The organism is Pseudomonas sp. NPDC087346 (assembly GCF_044744235.1).
In the GTDB taxonomy this organism is placed as follows: domain Bacteria; phylum Pseudomonadota; class Gammaproteobacteria; order Pseudomonadales; family Pseudomonadaceae; genus Aquipseudomonas.
In genome coordinates this window covers 57,705-78,360 of the sequence record NZ_JBIUXX010000011.1, presented here as the reverse complement: position 1 = coordinate 78,360, position 20,656 = coordinate 57,705, and the positions used below count along the sequence as shown (strand labels likewise).

Annotated in this window: 20 protein-coding genes; 6 read left to right on the top strand and 14 right to left on the bottom strand. The window is 60.1% G+C overall.

The genetic code is table 11. The features are described 5' to 3' along the window. Positions 1-7: 7 nt before the first annotated feature. Positions 8-235 carry a ParD-like family protein gene (locus ACIOZM_RS09670; RefSeq protein WP_166217502.1) on the top strand — a complete coding sequence of 76 codons (228 nt, stop codon included), beginning with the start codon at positions 8-10 and terminating at the stop codon, positions 233-235. After that, positions 232-1,023, top strand: a complete 792-nt coding sequence (gene map / locus ACIOZM_RS09665; protein ID WP_401212594.1) for a type I methionyl aminopeptidase — start codon at positions 232-234, stop codon at positions 1,021-1,023. The genes ACIOZM_RS09670 and map overlap by 4 nt, the downstream gene beginning before the upstream one ends. Positions 1,024-1,153: 130 nt before the next feature. Here the strand turns inward: map and ACIOZM_RS09660 are convergent, their stop codons facing one another. The 5 genes from ACIOZM_RS09660 to ribBA all read right to left on the bottom strand — a co-directional run bounded on the left by ACIOZM_RS09660 (position 1,154) and on the right by ribBA (position 6,583). Beyond that, positions 1,154-2,308, bottom strand: a complete 1,155-nt coding sequence (locus ACIOZM_RS09660; protein ID WP_401212592.1) for an ABC transporter ATP-binding protein — start codon at positions 2,306-2,308, stop codon at positions 1,154-1,156. Positions 2,309-2,325: 17 nt separating this feature from the next. Further along, entirely contained in the window at positions 2,326-3,135 is an 810-nt protein-coding gene (locus ACIOZM_RS09655) for an ABC transporter permease (protein WP_401212589.1), read from the bottom strand. Positions 3,136-3,141: 6 nt separating this feature from the next. Then, entirely contained in the window at positions 3,142-4,089 is a 948-nt protein-coding gene (locus ACIOZM_RS09650; RefSeq protein WP_401212690.1) for an ABC transporter permease, read from the bottom strand. Beyond that, positions 4,086-5,111 (bottom strand): ABC transporter substrate-binding protein, encoded by a 1,026-nt coding sequence (locus ACIOZM_RS09645; RefSeq protein WP_401212586.1) that lies wholly within the window; start codon positions 5,109-5,111, stop codon positions 4,086-4,088. The genes ACIOZM_RS09650 and ACIOZM_RS09645 overlap by 4 nt, the downstream gene beginning before the upstream one ends. 362 nt (positions 5,112-5,473) lie before the next feature. Continuing rightward, positions 5,474-6,583: a bifunctional 3,4-dihydroxy-2-butanone-4-phosphate synthase/GTP cyclohydrolase II gene (gene ribBA / locus ACIOZM_RS09640; protein ID WP_401212583.1), complete on the bottom strand. Its 1,110-nt coding sequence runs from the start codon at positions 6,581-6,583 to the stop codon at positions 5,474-5,476. 69 nt (positions 6,584-6,652) lie between these two features. Between ribBA and ACIOZM_RS09635 the strand changes: the two genes are divergently transcribed. Continuing rightward, the gene (locus ACIOZM_RS09635; protein ID WP_401212581.1) at positions 6,653-6,949 is read left to right on the top strand and encodes a DUF1330 domain-containing protein; all 297 of its coding nucleotides are present in this window, start codon (positions 6,653-6,655) and stop codon (positions 6,947-6,949) included. A gap of 123 nt (positions 6,950-7,072) precedes the next feature. Here ACIOZM_RS09635 and ACIOZM_RS09630 read toward each other — a convergent pair whose 3' ends face one another. The 7 genes from ACIOZM_RS09630 to ACIOZM_RS09600 all read right to left on the bottom strand — a co-directional run bounded on the left by ACIOZM_RS09630 (position 7,073) and on the right by ACIOZM_RS09600 (position 12,411). Beyond that, on the bottom strand, positions 7,073-7,636 hold the full coding sequence (locus ACIOZM_RS09630) for an NUDIX hydrolase (protein WP_401212578.1): 564 nt from the start codon (positions 7,634-7,636) through the stop codon (positions 7,073-7,075). A gap of 1 nt (position 7,637) precedes the next feature. Next, positions 7,638-8,390 carry a GntR family transcriptional regulator gene (locus ACIOZM_RS09625; protein ID WP_401212575.1) on the bottom strand — a complete coding sequence of 251 codons (753 nt, stop codon included), beginning with the start codon at positions 8,388-8,390 and terminating at the stop codon, positions 7,638-7,640. Between the two features lie 59 nt (positions 8,391-8,449). Beyond that, positions 8,450-8,839 carry a carboxymuconolactone decarboxylase family protein gene (locus tag ACIOZM_RS09620; RefSeq protein WP_095125671.1) on the bottom strand — a complete coding sequence of 130 codons (390 nt, stop codon included), beginning with the start codon at positions 8,837-8,839 and terminating at the stop codon, positions 8,450-8,452. A 127-nt stretch (positions 8,840-8,966) separates the two neighbouring features. Beyond that, positions 8,967-9,452 (bottom strand): flavin reductase family protein, encoded by a 486-nt coding sequence (locus tag ACIOZM_RS09615; protein WP_401212572.1) that lies wholly within the window; start codon positions 9,450-9,452, stop codon positions 8,967-8,969. A gap of 12 nt (positions 9,453-9,464) precedes the next feature. After that, a complete protein-coding gene (locus ACIOZM_RS09610) occupies positions 9,465-10,946 on the bottom strand; it encodes an aldehyde dehydrogenase (RefSeq protein WP_401212569.1) in 1,482 nt (493 codons plus the stop codon). Next, on the bottom strand, positions 10,943-11,776 hold the full coding sequence (locus ACIOZM_RS09605; protein WP_401212566.1) for an alpha/beta fold hydrolase: 834 nt from the start codon (positions 11,774-11,776) through the stop codon (positions 10,943-10,945). The genes ACIOZM_RS09610 and ACIOZM_RS09605 overlap by 4 nt, the downstream gene beginning before the upstream one ends. A 44-nt stretch (positions 11,777-11,820) precedes the next feature. Continuing rightward, on the bottom strand, positions 11,821-12,411 hold the full coding sequence (locus tag ACIOZM_RS09600; RefSeq protein ID WP_007957412.1) for an amino acid synthesis family protein: 591 nt from the start codon (positions 12,409-12,411) through the stop codon (positions 11,821-11,823). Between the two features lie 438 nt (positions 12,412-12,849). On the opposite strand from ACIOZM_RS09600, the gene ACIOZM_RS09595 reads away from it, so the two are divergent. Continuing rightward, a complete protein-coding gene (locus ACIOZM_RS09595) occupies positions 12,850-13,893 on the top strand; it encodes a WD40/YVTN/BNR-like repeat-containing protein (RefSeq protein ID WP_401212562.1) in 1,044 nt (347 codons plus the stop codon). Continuing rightward, positions 13,890-16,274: an RND family transporter gene (locus ACIOZM_RS09590; RefSeq protein ID WP_401212560.1), complete on the top strand. Its 2,385-nt coding sequence runs from the start codon at positions 13,890-13,892 to the stop codon at positions 16,272-16,274. Before ACIOZM_RS09595 ends, ACIOZM_RS09590 begins: the two co-directional genes overlap by 4 nt. Positions 16,275-16,457: 183 nt before the next feature. Here the strand turns inward: ACIOZM_RS09590 and ACIOZM_RS09585 are convergent, their stop codons facing one another. Both ACIOZM_RS09585 and ACIOZM_RS09580 read right to left on the bottom strand, forming a co-directional pair. Continuing rightward, positions 16,458-17,177: a FadR/GntR family transcriptional regulator gene (locus ACIOZM_RS09585; RefSeq protein WP_401212556.1), complete on the bottom strand. Its 720-nt coding sequence runs from the start codon at positions 17,175-17,177 to the stop codon at positions 16,458-16,460. Between the two features lie 208 nt (positions 17,178-17,385). Next, on the bottom strand, positions 17,386-19,122 hold the full coding sequence (locus tag ACIOZM_RS09580; protein WP_401212553.1) for an IlvD/Edd family dehydratase: 1,737 nt from the start codon (positions 19,120-19,122) through the stop codon (positions 17,386-17,388). A gap of 193 nt (positions 19,123-19,315) precedes the next feature. Between ACIOZM_RS09580 and ACIOZM_RS09575 the strand changes: the two genes are divergently transcribed. Beyond that, positions 19,316-20,638 (top strand): MFS transporter, encoded by a 1,323-nt coding sequence (locus tag ACIOZM_RS09575; protein ID WP_401212550.1) that lies wholly within the window; start codon positions 19,316-19,318, stop codon positions 20,636-20,638. The last annotated feature ends 18 nt before the right edge of the window (positions 20,639-20,656 follow it).

The following is a 20,656-nucleotide window of genomic DNA, read 5'->3' as shown; positions in this document are numbered from 1 at the left end:
ATTCGCCGTGGGCATCGTAAAGATTTCAGAGGACATGCATGAGAATCTGCGCATCTCCAGCAATGCGCTCAGCCGCTCGATCAACGCGCAGGCCGAGCACTGGATGCGCATCGGCATGCTCGCCGAGCTGCATCCCAACCTTGACCACAGCGCTATTTGCCGCTTGCTGATCCGCGCTGAACAGAACGGCGGGCTGGATCTGCAACAACTGACTCAGGAAGCAGTCACCGCATGAGAAACCAGATCAAGATCAACACCCCGGCGGACATCGCCCAATCCCGCGCGGCCGGCAAACTCGCCGCCGAAGTGCTGGCGATGCTGGTACCCCACGTCAAGGCGGGCGTGACCACCGATGAACTGGATCGGCTGTGCAACGACTACATCGTCAATGTGCAGAAAGCCATTCCGGCCAACGTCGGTTATCACGGCTTTCCGAAAACCGTCTGCGCCTCGGTCAACGATGCGGTGTGCCACGGCATCCCTAACGCGAAACCGCTGAAGGATGGCGACATCGTCAACCTCGACATTGCGGTGATCAAGGATGGCTGGTTCGGCGATACCAGCCGCATGTACGTGGTGGGGGAAGCGACGCCTGAGGCGCAGCATCTGATCAAGACCACCTATGACGCCATGTGCGCGGGCATTCGTGCAGTTCGACCGGGTGCGACGTTGGGCGATATCGGTTTTGCGATTCAGAGTCTGGCGGAGAAGGAAGGCTTCAGCGTCGTGCGCGAATACTGCGGCCACGGCATCGGCAAGGTGTATCACGATGAGCCGCAGATTCTGCATTACGGCTTTCCCGACCAAGGCATGAAGCTGAAGGCGGGGATGATTTTTACCATCGAGCCGATGCTCAATGCCGGCAAGCGTCATGTGAAGAACATGCCGGATGGCTGGACGGTGCTGACCAAGGATGGCTCGTTGTCGGCGCAGTGGGAGCATATGGTCGCGGTGACGGAGAACGGGTTCGAAGTGCTGACGGCATGGCCGGATGCAATCGAAGGTTTCACCCCGATCACCTGACCACAGCAATACCTGTGGGAGCTAGCCTGCTAGCGATGGCGGTGTATCAGGCGACTTTGACGCTTGCCTGTAAATCACTATCGCTAGCAGGCTAGCTCCCACAGTTGAAATGCAATCCTTTGCTGGATTTTCAGTGAGCGCCAGCGGCTTTGTTGAGATCGCTTTCGGTCCACTCGGTGTAGACGCAAGCATCTGCGGTGGTCCAGCGCACTTGCACCGGATCACCCGCCTTGAGCGGCATCCCCGCAGCCGAAAGCGCCTTGACCGTCATCGAAGTCCCACCCGAAGTCACCACGCTGCAGGTCTGGCTTTCGCCCAGAAACAACACTTCCACGACCTTCGCCGACACTTCATTCCAACCTGCGGCAAGCGGTTCGGCGGCAGCCTGTTGCGTGCTCAGCGCCAGGGCTTTTTCCGGACGCACCATCAGCAGCACATCCTGCTCGCTACGCAGCCCCGCCGTCAGCCGGATCGACAACGATTGCCCTTCGAAACTCGCCGCGCCATTGCCCTGCGCCTTGAGTTTGAGGAAGTTCGAGTTGCCAAGAAACGACGCGACAAAGGCGTTCGGCGGATTCTGGTACAGGTCATATCCGCTGCCCAGTCCCACAATCTTGCCGTGACTGAAAATCGCGATGCGCTGCGACAGGCGCATGGCTTCTTCCTGATCGTGGGTCACGTAAACGATGGTGATGCCCAGTCGGCGATGCAGTTGGCGCAGTTCGTCCTGCAAGTCTTCGCGCAGTTTCTTGTCCAGTGCGCCCAGTGGTTCATCCATCAGCAAAATACGTGGTTCGTAAACCAGCGCCCGGGCGATGGCCACGCGCTGCTGTTGGCCGCCAGACAGTTGCGAAGGGCGGCGATGGGCGAACTGCTCAAGCTGCACCAGTTTGAGCATCGCATCGACACGTTTTTCGCGCTCGGCCGCTGCGAGTTTGCGGATCGCCAGCGGGAAGGCGATGTTGTCGCGCACCGACAAGTGCGGGAACAGCGAATAACGCTGGAACACCATGCCGATGTCGCGCTTGTGCGGCGGCACATTCACCAGCGATTGGCCGTTGACCAGAATCTCGCCGCTGCTCGGGGTTTCAAAACCGGCGAGCATCGACAGCGTGGTGCTTTTGCCCGAGCCGCTGGAGCCGAGGAAGGTCAGGAATTCACCGTCTTTGATGTCCAGCGAGATGTTGTCCACGGCGGCGAAATCGCCGTAGTGCTTGTTCAGATTGCGCAGGCTGACCAGGGGTTTGTCGTTCTGCTGGGATGCGTCTTTGATCACGGCACTCATGTCGTACTCCTGGGCGCTCAGGCGCTGATTTCGTTGCGCCGGCGCAGGGCGGCGGCGATCACCATGACCAGAATCGACAGACCGATCAGCAACGTCGATGCGACGGCGATCACTGGAGTCAAATCCTGACGCAGGGTGGTCCACATTTTCACGGGAAGGGTTTGCAGGGTCGGGCTGGCCATCATCACGCTGAGCACCACTTCGTCCCACGAAACCAGGAAGGCGAAGAGGGCGCCGGCGACCATGCCCGGACGAATCGCCGGGAACGTCACCTTGAACACCGCTTGCAGGCGCGAGGCGCCGCAGATCACCGCCGCGTCTTCAATCGACTGATCGAACAGCTTCAGCGAGTTGATGATCGAGATGATGGTGAACGGCAGCGCGACGATCACATGGCTGACGACGAACGCGAACATGGTCCCGGTGTAACCGAGCTTGAGGAACAACGCGTAGACCGCCACGGCAATGATCACCAGCGGCACGATCATCGGCAGGGTGAACAGGCCGTAAAGCATTTCGCGACCGGGGAAGCGGCCGCGCACCAAGGCAAACGCGGTCGGCAAACCGAGGGCCACGGCGCAGATGGTGGTCAGCACTGCAACCTTGAGGCTGGCCAGCGCGGCGTTCATCCAGTCGGCGTTGGAGAAGAACTGGCCGTACCATTTCAGCGTCCAGCCCGGTGGCGGGAACACCAGCCACTGGGATGAGCCGAACGACAGCAGCACGATGAACACGATCGGCAACAGCAGGAACAAGCCGATCAGCCCGGTGGTGATGTAGAGGCCGAAGCGCATCCGGCGGCTCATGGCATTGGGGGTCAGGAGCATGGCGGCTTACCTCGCATTACTGGCGCCAACCGGGGATTCCGGCTGAAGCTTCAGGTAGAAGTAGAACAACACCAGGGTGATCGCGATCAGCAACGCGGCACCGGCACTCGCCAGACCCCAGTTGAGGAACGATTGCACCTGCTGAATGATGAACTCCGGCAGCATCATGTTCTGCGCCCCGCCGAGCAGCGCCGGGGTGACGTAGTAACCGAGCGACATCACGAACACCATCAGCCCGCCGGAAAACAGCCCCGGCCGACACAGCGGCAGGAACACCCGGAAGAAGTTGGTCCATGGACTGGCGCCGCAGATCGAACCGGCCTGCAGGATCATCGGGTCGATGGCCTGCATGGTCGCCTGCAATGGCAGCACGATGAACGGGATCATGATGTAGCTCATGCCGATCACCACGCCGGTCAGGTTGTGCACCATTTCCAGCGGTTGATCGATGATGCCCATGGCCATCAGCGCTTTGTTGATCACGCCCGAGGCTTGCAGCAACACCAGCCACGAATAGGTGCGGGCGAGGAGGCTGGTCCACATCGACAGCAGCACGATGTTGAGAATCCAGCGACCCCAGCCACGCGGCACCAGCGTGATCGCCCAGGCCAGTGGAAAGCCCAGCAGCAGGCTGAACACGGTCACCAGACCGGCCACCGAAAAGGTGTTGAACAGTACCCGCGCATACGCCGAGTTGGCGAACAGTTGTTCGTAGTTGCCGAGGCCCGGCGTCGGTTCCAACACCCCACGCAACAGCAGTCCAATCAACGGCGCTAGAAAGAACAGACCGAGGAACAACAGCGCCGGGACAAGATTACCGGCGCCGCGCCAGCGTTGTTTAAGCGATGGAGCTTGCGGCATCGCAATCGCCTTTTTTCCGTTGGCCGGACCGGCAGCGCTCGCGGCGCTCCCGGTGGCAGTGGAGGGACGGGACGCGGTGGCCGCCATTTTCATTTGACCAGCCATTCGTTCCACCGTGTCGCGATGGCCTGGCCGTTTTTGGCCCAGTACGCGAAATCAAGAGTGATCTGATCCTTAGCGTAGGCAGTCGGCAGGTTCGGGGCCAGCACCGAGTCCAGGCGCGCCACGCTGTCGACGTTGACCGGGGCGTAAGCGGTCAGGTTGGAGAAGTCGGCCTGGCCTTTGGCACTGCTGGCGTTGGCCAGAAACTTCATCGCCGCGTCCTTGTTTTTCGAGCCCTTTGGAATCACCAGAATGTCGGCCATGACCAGGTTCTGTTTCCAGCTCACGCCAACCGGTGCACCGTCTTCTTGCAGGGCATGAATCCGCCCGTTCCAGAACTGGCCCATGCTCACTTCACCGGACGCCAAGAGTTGCTGCGACTGCGCGCCGCCGCCCCACCAGACGATGTCTTTCTTGATGGTGTCGAGTTTTTTGAAGGCGCGATCCAGGTCCAGCGGATAGAGCTTGTCGGCGGGAACGCCGTCGGCCAGCAGCGCCAGTTCAAGCACGCCGGGGCTTGGCCATTTGTAGAGGGCGCGTTTGCCGGGGTAGGTCTTGGTGTCGAACAGGGCGCTCCAGTCTTGCGGCTTGGCGGCACCGAGCTTGCCTTCGTTGTAGCCGAGGACGAAGGAGAAGAAGAACGAGCCGACGCCGTAGTCGCTGACAAAGCGCGGGTCGATCTTGTCGCGCTGGACGACTTTGAAATCGAGGGGTTCGAGCAGGCCTTCAGCCGCGGCGCGCAGGGCGAAATCGGCTTCGACATCGACCACGTCCCATTGCACGTTGCCGCTTTCGACCATGGCTTTGAGTTTGCCGTAATCGGTCGGCCCATCCTGCACGACAGTGATGCCGCTGGCCTTGCTGAACGGATCGGCCCAGGCCTGTTTCTGCGCGTCCTGGGTGCTACCGCCCCAACTGACGAAGTTCACGCTTTCGGCAGCCATTGCAGCCTGGCCGGTGACGCTGAGCAGTCCCGCAAAAAAGATCGCGGTTGCAGCTTTGTTCAACACCATTTTTACGCCCTCATTGTTGTGTTTTTGAGCGGGCTTGCGTTGTTGCCCGCCTGACGGGAGCAGTAGATGGACGTCCCGTTGGGTGTCCGGTCTATGGAATATCATATTATGGTATTCCAAACTTTGTGCAAGCACTTTGCCTTACCGGCTATCTGCTGAAAGTGAGTTTTCGTGCTTCATCAGGCGTTTTTTGCTCGATGAAAAATCTGTGGCGAGGGGATTTATCCCCGTTGGGCTGCGCAGCAGCCCTGTGCCCGATGAATGCGGTATGTCTGATGGATCGCTTTGGCGGGATTTGGGGCCGCTTTGCGACCCAGCGGGGATAAATCCCCTCGCCACAGGGGAGCACCTATTTCTTTGGGTTATTCGGTGAACGGGATGCTCTCGACCACTTCCAGGTCATACCCGGTCAGCCCCGCATATTTCAGCGGCGGCCCCAGATGCCGCAGCTTGCCAACCCCAAGGTTCTGCAGAATCTGCGCCCCGGTCCCGACTTCCGAATAAATCCGCGATTGCGAACGACTGAACTGCCGTGGCGGCTGAGTCAGTTGCGGCACTCGCTCCAGCAATGCTTGCGAAGACTCATGATTGGCCAGCACCACAACCACGCCATGCCCTTCGGCCGCGACTCGCTGCAACGCCGCCCACAACGTCCAGTTGGTCGGCCCGCTGTACTTGGCGCCGACCAGATCACGCAGCGGATCGATCACATGCACGCGCACCAGCGTCGGGTCTTCACGGCGCAGATCGCCCATGACCATCGCCATGTGCACGCCGCCCTCGATGCGGTCTTCAAAAGTGATCAAGCGGAAGGTGCCATGCACCGTCGGTAGTTCACGTTCGCCGATGCGTTCGATGGTGTGCTCGGTGCTCAGGCGATAGTGGATCAGGTCGGCGATGGTGCCGATCTTGATCCCGTGCTTGCGCGCGAACACTTCCAGATCCGGGCGGCGAGCCATGGTGCCGTCGTCGTTCATCACTTCGACGATCACCGAAGCCGGGGTGAAGCCGGCCAGCCGCGCCAGATCGCAACCGGCCTCGGTGTGGCCGGCGCGGGTCAGCACGCCACCTTCCTTGGCGCGCAGCGGGAAGATGTGGCCTGGCTGCACCAGATCTTCAGCGCGGGCATTCGGCGCCACGGCAGCCGCCACCGTGCAGGCGCGGTCAGCGGCAGAAATGCCGGTGGTGACGCCGATGGCTGCTTCAATCGATACGGTAAACGCGGTGCTGAACACGCTGCCATTGCTCGGTACCATTTGCTCCAGGCCCAAGCGTTGGCAGTGGTCGTCGGTCAGGGTCAGGCAGATCAGCCCGCGCGCCTCGCGAGCCATGAAGCTGATTGCTTCGGCTGTGCAGCGGTCGGCGGCCAGCAGCAGGTCGCCTTCGTTTTCGCGGTCTTCGTCATCGACCAGCAAGACCATTTTGCCGAGGCGATAATCTTCGATGATTTCTTCGATGCTGTTGAAGGCCATGCTGGACTCTCAGGGTTTGTTGGAAATAGTATTGGTATACCATAATACAAGATTAGCGGAGAGGTCACTATGAAGGCGTACTGGATTGCTCATGTGGACATTGCTGATGTCGAGCACTACAGCCAATACACGCAGCGTGCGCCCAAGGCGTTTGCCGAGTTTGGTGCGAAGTTTCTGGCGAGGGGCGGGCGCAGTGAGGCGATGGAGGGGCGCAGTACGCCGCAGCGCAGCGTGGTGATCGAGTTTGAAAGCTACGAGCAAGCGGTGGCGTGCTACCACTCGGCGGCGTATCAGGAGGCGAAAAGTTATCGCGAGGAATGGGCCAGGGCGGAAATCATCATCGTCGAAGGCATTGCCCCGCTCTAAGACTCACCGCAAAACACTTGTAGGAGTGAGCCTGCTCGCGATAGCGGTCTGCCAGTTGATAACGATGTTGACTGACATTCTGCTATCGCGAGCAGGCTCACTCCTACAAAAAGCGAAACGTTGTCAGCGCATGAAGTGGATTTTGCCGCTGTCGTCATTGCCCATGTAGATGCCATACACCCCGGCCTGCCGTTCTTCGATGTAGCGTTCGAGGATCTGGCGGATTGCCGGGTAGTAGATTTGGTCCCACGGGATTTCTTCGGGGGCGAAGAATTTGTAGTCCAGGGTTTCCGGGCCGTATTCGCCGGTGATTTCCACGGCGAGGGCGCGGAAGATGATGTAGACCTCGCTGATCTTCGGCACGCTGAAGATCGAGTAGGGCGAGACGATTTCCGCGCGTACGCCGCTTTCTTCCCAGACCTCGCGCAGGGCTGCCTGCTCGGTGGTTTCGCCGCTTTCCATGAAACCGGCCGGCAGCGTCCAGGTGCCCGGGCGTGGCGGGATCGCCCGTTGGCACAGCAGGTATTTGCCGTCCTGCTCGATGATGCAGCCGGCAATGATCTTCGGGTTTACGTAGTGGATGTAGCCGCAGCCACGGCACATCAGGCGCTCGTGCGTATCGCCCGGCGGTATCTGCTGACTGAGGTCAGGGCCACCGCATTTCGGGCAATAGCTCGGGCTGAACATATCAGTGACCTATACGGGGTTCTTTCAAGGCGATGGGCAGGGTGATCGCAGGCGTGGCGCCTGTTTCTTCCTGTTTGCGCTTGAGGTAATCGAGGGCCACAGCGGCGGCTGCGCGGACGTGATCGACGCAAGCCTGATGCGCCGCCAGCGGATCGCCGCTCTTGATCGCCGCGACCATTTTTTCCATTTCCTGATTGCTCGCGCCGCGACGGTTTTCCTGCGAAACCGAAGTCGCGCGCAGGTAGCTGATGCGTGCCTGCAACTGGCGCAGTTGAGTGGCCGCCACATGGTTGCCGGAGCCTTCGAGCAGTACGTCGTAGAAGCCTTGTACCGAGTCGATCACCTGTTGCAGTTCGCCGTCCTTGAGCGCCTTGCGGTTGTCGTCGAGGGCTTTTTCCAGGGCTTTGATGTCCTTGGCCTTGGCGCGCAGCGTGAACAACTGGACGATCAGGCCTTCGAGCACGCAGCGCAGTTCGTAGATATCGACCGCATCGGCGAGGGTGATGATGGCGACACGTGGGCCCTTGGCGTCGGCAAACTCGACCAGGCCTTCGGATTCGAGGTGGCGCAAGGCTTCGCGCACCGAGGTGCGGCTCACACCGAGGCGATCACACAGATCGCGCTCGACCAGACGGTCGCCCGGCATGAGCTGGAAGTTCATGATGGCGCTTCGCAGTTTATCCAGCACGATTTCGCGCAGGGTAATGGGGTTGCGATTGACCTTGAAGCTGTCGTCGAGTGGCAGGCGTTTCATGGGGTCCGCTCTTTAATATGGCTGTCCATGCCAGACGGGCATCAAAACAGCCGAGGGGGTTAACTGGAGGCCTCGGCATCGGCTTCGGCGAACGCTTCACGGGCGAGCCGGAAACTGTCCACGGCAGCGGGAACACCGCAATAAATGCCGACCTGAAGCAGAATTTCGCGTATTTGCTCACGACTCAGGCCGTTACGCAAGGCGCCGCGCACATGCAGCTTGAGTTCATGCGGCCGGTTGAGGGCCGAGATCATCGCCAGGTTGATCATGCTGCGCTCTTTGAGCGACAAACCCTCGCGTCCCCAGACATGGCCCCAGCAATATTCGGTGACCATTTCCTGCAGCGGGCGGGTGAAGTCATCGGCGTTGTCGATGGAACGCTGCACGTAGGCTTCGCCGAGCACCTGGGTGCGGATCTTCAGACCTTTTTCGTATTTTTCGTTATTCATAAATCCTCCTCACACCACACATCCCCTGTAGGAGCTGCGGCACGCTGCGATCTTTTGACTTTGTTCTTCAAAATAAAAATCAAAAGATCGCAGCGTGCCGCAGCTCCTACAGGGTTATGTGAATCTGTCAGGCCAGCGTTGGCAACGCGCCCAGCTTGCCCTTGTGATAAATCATCGGCGTCACCGGTTGCGCGGGCAGGATTAAATTCTTCACCGCGCCGACGATGATCGCGTGATCACCGCCATCGTATTCACGCCACAACTCGCATTCGATGATTGCCGTGGCTTTGGCGAGGATCGGGTTGCCCAGTTCGCTCAGGTGCCACTCGATGGCTTTCGCCTTGTCCTTGCCTTTACCGGCGAACGCATAGGCTTCGGCGGTCTGCTCGGCGGAGAGCAAGTGAATCGCGAATTTCTTGCTGTCGCGCAGCACCGGGTAGGTGTCGGAAGCATAGTTGGGGCAGAACAGCACCAGCGCCGGGTCAATCGACAACGCGCTGAAAGCGCTGGCGGTGATGCCGACAATGCCGCCATCCGGGTCGAGGGTGGTGACCACCGTGACCCCGGACGGAAACGAACTCATGACGTCTTTATAAATGCCGGGTTCGATCATTTCTCAGGACTCCTAGCGCATCACAAACGGATCAGGCATTGGCGCCTGAGACAGGTTGATCCACACCGTTTTCAGTTCGGTGTAGGCCAGCACCGAATCGATGCCGCTTTCGCGTCCATAGCCACTGTTCTTGAAGCCACCAATCGGCGCCATCGCCGAGACGGCGCGGTAGGTGTTGACCCAGATGATCCCCGAGCGCACGTCGCGGGCCAGTCGATGGGCACGCCCCAGATCGCGGGTCCAGATACCGGCAGCGAGGCCGAACTGCGAGTCGTTGGCGATGGCCAGTGCTTCGGCTTCGTCCTTGAAGCGGATGACCGAAGCCACCGGGCCAAAGACTTCTTCCTGCATGATCTTCATCGAATTGCGGTCGCACTCGAACAGCGTCGGTTCGTAGAACCAGCCGTCACCGAGGCCAGAAGGACGCTTGCCGCCGAGGCGCAAACGCGCACCTTCAGCGACGGCGTCTGCGACCAGACCTTCCACCACCGCCAGTTGCTGCGCGGTGGCCATCGGGCCCATTTCGCTGCTGTCTTCCTGCGGGTTGCCGATGCGGATGCGCTGGGCGCGTTCCACCAGTCGGTTGACGAATTCGTCGTAGATTTCGTCCTGCACCAGCAAGCGTGATCCAGACACACAGCTTTGCCCGGACGCCGCGTAGATCCCGGCGATGGCGCCGTTGATCGCGCTGTCGAGATCGGCGTCGGCGAAGATGATGTTCGGTGACTTGCCGCCGAGTTCCAGCGACAGCTTGGCGAAGTTCTCGGCGCTGCTGCGCACCACATGCCGCGCCGTGGCCGCGCCGCCAGTGAAGGCGATTTTGCGGATCAGCGGATGGCGGGTGAGGGCGGCACCAGTGCTCGGGCCGTAACCGGTGACGACGTTGACCACACCCGGCGGGATTCCGGCTTCAAGCGCCAGACGCGCCAGTTCCAGGATGGTTGCCGAGGCGTGCTCGGACGGTTTGATCACGATGGTGTTGCCGGCGGCGAGGGCCGGAGCAAGTTTGATCGCGGTCAGGTACAGCGGGCTGTTCCACGGAATGATCGCCGCGACGACGCCCATTGCTTCGTGCACGGTGTAAGCGAACAGATCCGGCTTATCCAGCGGCAAGGTGCCGCCTTCGAGCTTGTCGGCCAGACCTGCGGTGTAGTGGAAAAATTCCGGCAGATAACCGACCTGACCCCGGGTTTCACGGATCAGTTTGCCGTTATCGCGGCTTTCCAGCTGCGCCAGTTGTTCTTTGTTTTCGGCGATCAAGTCACCGAGGCGGCGCAGCAGTTTGCCCCGTGCCGTGGCGGTCAAACCGCGCCAGGCCGGGCTGTCGAAGGCAGTCTGCGCGGCTTGCACGGCGCGCTCGACATCGGCCTCATCGGCGTCCGGCAGTTCGGCCCAAGGTTGGGCCAGGGCAGGATTGAGGCTTTCGAAAGTCTTGCCGGAGAGGGCATCGACCCATTCTCCGCCGATGCACATCTGGAAGCGTGCGAGTGTCATGCAACGATCCCCTTTATATGGTTTTGTCGGGAGTGTGCGAATTCGAGAAATTCCAGCAGCATCTGATTGACCAGACGCGGCGACTCTACGGGCATCATATGCCGTTGCTCAGGCAGTACGGCAACCTTCGCACCGGGTATGCACCGGGCCAGTTGCTCAGCCATTTCCGGGGTTGAACCCGGGTCCAGTTCGCCGGTGGCGATCAGCGTCGGCGCCTGAATGCTGCCCAGGTCGTCGGCGCGATACATGTCCTGGGTGGCAAACAGTTCGTAAGTGGTCAGGTAGCCCTGCGGATCGTTGTCCGCCAGGGTTTGCCGCAGCGCCGCGATCTGCGCCGGGTTGGCGGCCTGATATTCACGGCTGAACCAGCGTGACAGCGCAGCCTCGGCATTGGCGTCCGGCCCGTGTTCGGCGGCTTGAGCGGTGCGGGCGATAACCCCGGCGCGCTGCTCTTCGCTGCGGTTGAACACACTATTAAGGACTACCAGACTTTTCAGGCGCTCGGGGTAGTGCAGGGCAAACGCCCGCGCCACCAGACCGCCCATGGAAAAACCGATCACCGATGCCAGCGGCAATTGCAGGTGGTCGAGCAGCTCCAGCAACTGATCGGCGTAACCGAGCAGGTCGGTGCCGCTGGCCGGTCGCGGGCTGGCGCCATGGCCGAGCATGTCGTAAGCGATCACTCGGTACTGGGTGGCCAGGCCAACGATTTGGCCGCCCCACATTTCTTTGTTCAGGCCCACGCCGTGGATCAAAACCACGGGCTGGCCTTGGCCGGTCGCCAGGTAACTGGTGCCAGCCGGGGTGAGTTCAGCGGTGAGCCGAATCATGGAGCGCTCCTGCAATGCCTTTTTATTGTCGTTCTGCTGAATGATTACTGGGCCTTTTCGGCAGCCAGTTCTTCCAGATCGATGTAACGGTTGCCGATGCGCGGGTGCAGACGGCCACCGTCGGCGCAACCCAGAACCACGACGATTTCGTCGGCGCGCGGCGCGTCTTCGATCTGCATTTCCAGGGTGATGTAGTGCGAACGCAGACCTTCGTCGTCCTTGTGCATCATCGGGATCTGAATCGAAGTGCCCGGGCCACCGCGCTTGTTGGTGAAGCTCAGATAACTCTTGGCTTTCACCGCTTCGCGGTAATGGTTGCCGAAGCGCAAGGTGTGGATCACGGCGGAGGCGTGTTCGATCTCGCCGTCGGCACCGACCACCGCAGCCTTGCCGTAAGCCTCGATCTTCTCGGCGCCACCGATGATGCCCACCAGGCGCTCGACCATCATCGCGCCGAGGTCGGAGCAGTTGGCGCGGATCTGCGGCTTGAGGTCTTCGACAAAGCCGTTACCCACCCAAGGGTTTTTCATCACGACAGCCAGGCCGACCATGGTCACCGGGGTGTCCGAGGCTTTGCCGCCTTCGATGAAGGTTTCTTCGACATAGCTGACGATCTTGCGAATTTCGAAACTCATGAGCTGCTCCGTAGGGGGATTGAGAGTGTCTGTGCGTCTGATGGTATACCATAATACCAATCCTGCAAGTCCCCCCACGCAAGTTTTGCGTCATCCATCCGGCGAATGGCTGTGCATTCACCCCAATCCTGCACGGCGTGATTCCTGTGTAGGAGCTGCGGCACGCTGCGATCCTTTGATCTTGTTTTTTAAGACCAGAATCAAAAGATCGCAGCGTGCCGCAGCTCCTGCAGGGTTTTGTGTTCGCTCCTTTTGGTTAACAAAAGATAACGTGGCGCCGATTGTCAGACGTTTCCAAAGCCCGATAGGATGAGCCAGCTTCCGAAGGGGCTCTGGGTTGCGGGTTTCAGGACTATGCTTCTGACCAGTCAATCGCCCGAGCACCCTTGCGGCGCCCTAAGGCCGAATGGCCTAACAATAATAAATAGGGGAAGGTCTATGAGTCGTTGCCGCCCGCCGGCGTTTCGCAACACCGCGTTGCTGGCCACAGCACTCTCCATGCTGGGCTTTGCCACGTTGTCGGCGCCCGTTCTGGCTGCCGAAGCGCCTGCCGATGTGGTCTATGCCACCGAATCGGCCAAAGCCGCGAAAAGTCTGATGCTCGATGTCGTCAAAGCCGGGACCCGGCTGGTGGCGGTCGGGGATCGTGGGCACATTCTCTATTCCAACGATCAGGGCAGTTCGTGGACTCAGGCCAAGGTGCCGAGCCGGCAACTGCTGACGGCGGTGTACTTTGTCGATGACAAGCACGGCTGGGCGGTCGGCCATGACGCGCAGATCCTCGCCAGCGACGACGGCGGCCTGACCTGGACCAAACAATTCGAAGACCTCAAACGCGAAGCACCGCTGCTCGACGTCTGGTTCAAGGACGTCAACACCGGTCTGGCCGTGGGCGCTTACGGCGCATTGCTGGAAACCACCGATGGCGGCAAGAACTGGCAGGACGTCAGTGACCGCCTCGACAATCAGGACCAGTTCCACCTCAACGCGATTGCTGCGGTGAAAGACGCCGGGCTGTTCATCGTGGGTGAGCAGGGCAGCATGTTCCGCTCCGCCGACTGGGGCCAGACCTGGGAAAAACTCCAGGGCCCGTACGAAGGTTCGCTGTTCGGTGTGATTGGCACCGCTCAACCGCAGACCCTGCTGGCTTATGGCTTGCGCGGCAATCTCTATCGCTCCACCGATTTCGGCAGCACCTGGCAGCAGGTTGAACTGAAGGCTGCGCGTGGTTCGCTGGAGTTCGGCCTGTCCGGCGCCACGCTGCTCGATGACGGCTCGATTGTCATCGTCGGCAACGGCGGCTCGGTGATCAGCAGCAGCGACAACGGCGAGACCTTCAGCATCTTCAATCGCCCGGACCGGATTTCCCTGTCGTCGGTCACCGCTGCCGGCGACGGCAATCTGATTCTGACCGGGCAGGGTGGCGTCCACACCACCACGCCAAACGGCGCCGAGATTAATAATAAGAAGGCGGGGCTATGACTTCCTTGAGCAATCATCATCAGGACAAGGCGACGTTTCTCGAACGTCTGATCTTCAACAACCGCCCGGCAGTGATCCTGATCTGTCTGGTGGTGAGTATCTTCCTGTTCTGGCAGGCCACGCTGATCCGTCCTTCCACCAGTTTCGAAAAGATGATCCCGCTCAAGCATCCATTCATCGAGAAGATGATGGAGCACCGCAACGATCTGGCGAACCTGGGCAACACGGTGCGGATTTCGGTTGAAGCCAAAGACGGCGACATCTTCTCCAAGGAATACATGGAGACCCTGCGCCAGATCAACGACGAGGTGTTCTACATCTCTGGCGTTGACCGCTCCGGGCTGAAATCGCTGTGGAGCCCGAGCGTACGCTGGACCGAAGTGACTGAAGAGGGTTTCGCTGGCGGCGAAGTGATTCCGCAGAGCTACGACGGCTCGCCGGACAGCCTCGATATGCTGCGCAACAACGTGCTCAAGTCCGGTCAGGTCGGGCGTCTGGTGTCCAACGATTTCAAGTCGAGCATCGTTGATATCCCGCTGCTGGAGTCCTACCCGGACCCGCAGGACCAAGGCAAATTGCTGCCGCTGGACTACCGGAAGTTCTCCCACGATCTGGAAGAGAAAATCCGTGACAAGTTCGAAGCGCAGAACCCCAACGTCAAGATTCACATTGTCGGTTTCGCCAAGAAGGTTGGCGACCTGATCGATGGTCTGGTGATGGTGGTGCTGTTCTTCGGCATCGCGTTCGTGATTACCCTGATCCTGCTGCTGTGGTTCACCAACTGCCTGCGCAGCACCGTGGCGGTGTTGAGCACGACGCTGGTGGCGGTGGTCTGGCAACTGGGGTTGATGCACTTTTTCGGCTTCGGGCTCGATCCGTATTCGATGCTGGTGCCGTTCCTGATCTTCGCCATTGGCATTTCCCACGGCGTACAGAAAATCAACGGTATCGCCCTGCAATCCAGCGAGGCGGACAACGCCCTGACTGCGGCGCGGCGGACTTTCCGGCAACTGTTCCTGCCGGGGATGATCGCGATTCTGGCGGATGCGGTGGGCTTCATCACGCTGCTGATCATCGACATCGGCGTGATCCGTGAACTGGCCATTGGCGCGTCCATCGGCGTGGCGGTGATCGTGTTCACCAACCTGATCCTGCTGCCGGTCGCGATTTCCTATGTCGGCATCAGCAAGCGCGCCATCGCCCGCAGCAAGAAGGATGCACACCGCGAGCACCCGTTCTGGCGCCTGCTGTCGAACTTCGCCAGCCCGAAAGTGGCGCCGATCTCCATTGCGCTGGCGTTGGTCGCCTTCGGTGGCGGCCTCTGGTACAGCCAGAACCTGAAAATCGGCGACCTCGACCAAGGCGCACCGGAACTGCGTCCGGACTCGCGATACAACAAGGACAACAACTTCATCATCAATAACTACTCCACCAGTTCCGACGTATTGGTGGTGATGGTCAAGACCAAGACCGAAGGTTGCTCGCGTTACGAGGCCATGGCGCCAATCGACGAGCTGATGTGGAAGATGCAGAACACCGAGGGCGTGCAGTCGGCGATCTCGCTGGTGACCGTGTCCAAGCAGATGATCAAGGGCATGAACGAGGGCAACCTGAAATGGGAAACCCTGTCGCGTAACCCGGACGTGCTGAACAACTCCATCGCCCGCGCCGATGGTCTGTACAACAACAGTTGCTCGCTGGCGCCGGTGCTGGTGTTCCTCAACGATCACAAGGCCGAAACCCTGGATCGGGCGGTGCATGCGGTGCAGGAATTCGCCAAGGACAACAACAAGGACGGTCTGGAATTCATCCTCGCGGCGGGTAACGCCGGGATCGAGGCGGCCACCAACGAGGTGATCAAACAGGCCGAGCTGACCATTCTGATCCTGGTCTACATCTGCGTGGCGGTGATGTGCATGATCACCTTCCGTTCGTGGGCGGCGACCCTGTGCATTGTGCTGCCGCTGGTGCTGACCTCGGTACTCGGCAACGCACTGATGGCGTTCATGGGCATCGGCGTCAAGGTTGCGACCTTGCCGGTGGTGGCACTGGGTGTGGGGATTGGCGTCGACTACGGCATCTACATCTACAGCCGACTGGAAAGTTTCCTGCGTGCCGGTCTGCCGTTGCAGGAAGCCTATTACCAGACGCTGAAATCCACCGGTAAAGCGGTGCTGTTCACCGGTCTGTGCCTGGCCTTCGGCGTGTGCTCGTGGATCTTCTCGGCGATCAAGTTCCAGGCCGACATGGGCCTGATGCTGACCTTCATGCTGCTGTGGAACATGTTCGGTGCGCTGTGGCTGTTGCCGGCACTGGCGAAGTTCCTGATCAAGCCTGAGAAACTGGCGGGGCAGAAGGGCAATTCGCTGTTTGCTCACTGATCTGCCGAGCTGAAATGAAAAAGCCGCAACCTTGAGGGGTTGCGGCTTTTTTTATCCCGCAAATGTCACGCTAGACCCCTGTGGGAGCTAGCCTGCTAGCGATTGCGGTCTATCCATCACACTTGTGTTGCCTGACACACCTCAATCGCTAGCAGGCTAGCTCCCACAGGGTGCGGTGGTGTTTCAGGAGAGTTCGGTGCCCAGCACTGTACTCAACGCACTGCGCGCATCATCCAGTTGCACCAGCGTCGCATGCCTTGCGCCCAGCGCATCACGGTTCTCGATCGCCGTGAGAATCGCCTTGTGTCGCGGCAACGCCAGTTCATGCAGATTCGGCCGCTGATTCGAATGCTTCAACGCCTCGGCAATCGCCACCGAAAGCATGTTGCACAGATTCGCCAGCAGATCATTGTGCGTCGCGTCGGCGATGCGGCTATGGAAATCCAGATCCGGTTGCAGCAAGGCTTCCGGCGTCGGCGCCGCTTCCATGCGCTGATACGCCTCGCTGATGGAAGCAATGTCGGCATCGGTTGCATGTTGGGCGGCGAGGGCGGCAGTGGCGGGTTCGATGATGCTGCGAACACTGGTCAGGACATTGAAGAACTCATTCTGCGGGCTGCTTTGCATCAGCCAGTGCAGCACGTCCGGATCGAGCATGTGCCATTCGCGACGGGCCTTGACCACCGTGCCGACGCGCGGTTTTGAATACACCAGCCCCTTGGCCACCAGCACCCGCGTGGCTTCGCGCAATACCGGCCGGCTGACGGCGTACTCCTCGCACAACAAGGCTTCGGCGGGCAGTTTGTCGTCAGGCAGAAAACGCCCGGAAACGATCTGCATGCCCAGCTCCTGGACGATGCGCGAGTGCATGCTTTTGCGGTCGGACGGTTTGCGGTAATCCATGGGGAACGGCGCGATCCTGAGCGATGAAGATGCCGCGCATCATAGCAGGCGTGATGCAATCTTGAGGCGCAACACAAGCAAATGTAGGAGTGAGCCTGCTCGCGATAGCGGTGTCTTAGTCAACATGAATATCAACTGACAGACCGCAATCGCGAGCAGGCTCACTCCTACAGGGAAATGCATTCCAATGTAGGAACTGCTGAATGCCTTAATGGGAGTGGCGCGGCACCTCGGCCCCACGGCAGCCCACCAGGAAGTCGAAGTCGCAACCCTGATCCGCTTGCAGCACATGATCGATGTACAGCTGACGATACCCCCCCAACAGCAATTGCTGTGGCGGTTGCAGATCAGCCATGCGCGCCGCCAGTTCGGCATCCGGAATATCCAGATGCAGACGCCCGGTGGCGCAATCGAGTTCGATCCAGTCGCCTTCCTTCACCGCCGCCAAAGGCCCGCCGGCTGCGGCTTCCGGGGCAACGTGCAGGACAACTGTGCCGTACGCAGTGCCGCTCATCCGTGCATCAGAAATGCGCACCATGTCGGTCACGCCCTGGGCCAGCAACTTGGCCGGCAAACCCATGTTGCCGACTTCGGCCATGCCCGGATAACCCTTCGGTCCGCAGTTCTTCATCACCAGAATCGAGTTCGCATCAACGTCCAGTTCCGGATCGTTGATTCGCGCCTTGTACATGTCGAAGTTCTCGAACACCACAGCGCGGCCGCGATGCTGCATCAGTTCCGGGGTGGCAGCGGAGGGCTTGAGCACCGCGCCGAGCGGCGCCAGATTGCCGCGCAGCACACAGATACCACCGTCGGCGCGGATCGGATTGTCGAGGGTGCGAATGACTTCGTCTTCGCCGTAGATCGGCGCGTCCTTGGTGTTCTCGCCGAGGGTTTTGCCGTTGACGGTCAGCGCATTCGGGTTGGGAATCAGATTGGCCTCACCGAGGCGACGCAGCACGGCGGGCAAACCGCCGGCGTAGTAGAACTCTTCCATCAGGAAACGCCCCGACGGTTGCAGGTCGACGATGGTCGGCATGCCGCGACCGATGCGCGTCCAGTCGTCCAGATCCAGTTCGACGCCAATCCGACCGGCGATGGCTTTCAAGTGAATTACCGCGTTGGTCGAACCACCGATGGCGGCGTTGACGCGAATCGCGTTTTCGAAGGCTTCCTTGGTGAGGATCTTCGACAGCTTCAAGTCCTCGCGAACCATCTCCACCGCACGCATGCCGGACATATGCGCCAGCACATAACGCCGCGCATCCACCGCCGGAATCGCCGCGTTGTGCGGCAGCGAAGTGCCCAGCGCTTCGGCCATGCAGGCCATGGTCGACGCGGTGCCCATGGTGTTGCAGGTACCGGCCGAGCGGGACATGCCGCCCTCGGCGGCAAGAAAATCGTCGATGGTGATGGTGCCGGCCTTGACCTGTTCGCTGAGCTGCCAGACCACCGTGCCGGAGCCGATGTCCTTGCCTTTGTGTTTGCCGTTAAGCATCGGCCCGCCGGTGACGACGATGGCCGGCACGTCGCAACTGGCCGCGCCCATCAACAGTGCCGGGGTGGTTTTGTCGCAACCGGTTAACAGCACCACACCATCAATCGGGTTGCCGCGAATCGCTTCCTCGACATCCATGCTGGTCAGGTTGCGGGTGAACATGGCGGTCGGGCGCAGGTTCGATTCGCCGTTGGAGAACACCGGAAATTCCACCGGAAAACCACCGGCCTCGATCACCCCGCGTTTGACGTGCTCCGCGATCTGGCGGAAATGCGCGTTGCACGGGGTCAGTTCCGACCAGGTGTTGCAGATGCCGATGATCGGCTTGCCATGAAACTGGTGGTCGGCGATGCCCTGATTCTTCATCCAGCTGCGGTACATGAAGCCGTTCTTGTCGGCCGTGCCAAACCATTGGGCGGAGCGCAGGGTGGGTTTCTTATCAGACATGATCGATTCTCTTATTGTATGACTATAGTGTTCAAGCTTTGGCTAAACATAAGCGCAAATTCGCCGGTTTGGAAGTGTTGTTGCTCAAATAGTATTACTATATAGTCGTTTTCGACGGAGGGATTGACCCTGGCGGTTTCCGCGAGAGGTGTCCCCCGAGGTTCTATAAAAACAACAATCGGAGACCGATCCCATGAGCCAGGAATTGCGGCTTATTCGCCGCATCACACTGAAACTGATTCCCTTCCTGATCCTGCTGTACCTGATCGCCTATGTGGATCGCTCCGCCGTCGGCTTCGCCAAGCTGCACATGGGCGCCGACATCGGTATCGGCGATGCCGCCTACGGGCTCGGCGCCGGGCTGTTTTTCATTGGTTACTTTCTGCTGGAAATCCCCAGCAACCTGATGCTCGAACGCTTCGGCGCGCGGCGCTGGTTTGCGCGGATCATGATCACCTGGGGCGCTATCACCATCGGCATGGCCTTCGTTCAGGGCCCGCACAGTTTCTACGTGATGCGCTTTCTGCTCGGCGCGGCGGAGGCGGGGTTCTTTCCCGGCGTTCTGTACTACATCACCCAATGGTTCCCGGTGCGTCATCGCGGCAAGATCCTTGGCCTGTTCATCCTTTCCCAACCCATCGCGATGATGATCACCGGCCCGGTGTCCGGCGGCCTGCTCGGCATGGACGGTGTGCTCGGTCTGCACGGCTGGCAGTGGCTGTTCATCGTCATCGGCACCCCGGCGATCCTGCTGACCTGGCCAGTGCTGCGCTGGTTGCCCGACGGCCCGCAGCAAGTGAAATGGATGGATCAGGCCGAGAAGGACTGGCTGACCGGCGAGCTGAAAAAGGATTTGCAGGAATACGGCCAGACCCGGCATGGCAATCCGTTGCATGCGCTGAAAGATAAACGCGTGTTGCTGCTGGCGCTGTTTTATCTGCCGGTGACCCTGAGCATTTACGGCCTCGGTCTGTGGTTGCCGACCCTGATCAAACAGTTTGGTGGCAGTGATCTGGTCACCGGGTTTGTGTCCTCGGTGCCGTACATTTTCGGGATCATCGGTTTGCTGATCATCCCGCGCAGTTCCGACCGATTGAATGATCGCTACGGCCATTTGGCAGTGCTTTATGTGCTCGGCGCGATTGGCCTGTTCCTCAGTGCCTGGCTGTCGATGCCGGTGGCGCAACTGGCGGCGCTGTGTCTGGTGGCGTTTGCGCTGTTCTCTTGCACGGCGGTGTTCTGGACGTTGCCGGGGCGGTTTTTTGCCGGAGCGAGTGCGGCGGCGGGGATCGCGCTGATCAATTCGGTGGGCAACCTCGGGGGCTATATCGGGCCGTTTGTGATTGGGGCGTTGAAGGAATACACCGGCAATCTGGCTTCGGGGTTGTATTTCCTGTCAGGGGTGATGGTGTTCGGCTTGATTTTGACTGGCGTGGTTTATCGGTTGCTGGAGCGCAAACACGTGCTCCCCGCCGACCAATTTGCCGCGAGCGCCCGAGGCGCGACCCGCACCTGACACCAATGCAGCAATCAC